Origin of the sequence: Photobacterium alginatilyticum, assembly GCF_009910675.1 — a bacterium.
Lineage (GTDB): Bacteria > Pseudomonadota > Gammaproteobacteria > Enterobacterales > Vibrionaceae > Photobacterium > Photobacterium alginatilyticum.
In genome coordinates, this window is the sequence record NZ_RSEJ01000409.1 from 1 (window position 1) to 355 (window position 355).

Sequence of the window (355 nt, forward strand, 5' to 3'; positions counted from 1 at the left end):
CAGTCTGGTGGACCAATCTTTCCGGTTAGGATTCACCGTCTTTTCAATTATCAATTTGATTTCTCGATTTGCCAATTCTGCTTGCCCATTCGTCTGTGGGTGGTAGGCTGTACTAACTTTGTGCATCACACCATATTTTTTCATTAGCACTCCCACAGGTCTATTGCAAAAATGGGTTCCTCCATCACTGATAATAGCTCTCGGCATCCCGAATCTACTAAAAATGTTATTCCTTAAAAAGGCGATAACAACTTTGTGATCATTAGTTCGAGTTGCTATAGCTTCCACCCATTTTGAGACATAATCAACTGCGACTAAAATATATTGCTTTCCAAACGAACTGGGGAACGGTCCC

1 protein-coding gene is annotated in these 355 nt (G+C 41.1%); it reads right to left on the reverse strand.

Annotated features, from left to right (window positions below; all coding sequences use genetic code 11):
* On the reverse strand, positions 1–355 hold a 355-nt coding region (locus EIZ48_RS30645), incomplete at both ends, for an integrase catalytic domain-containing protein (RefSeq protein WP_160658836.1).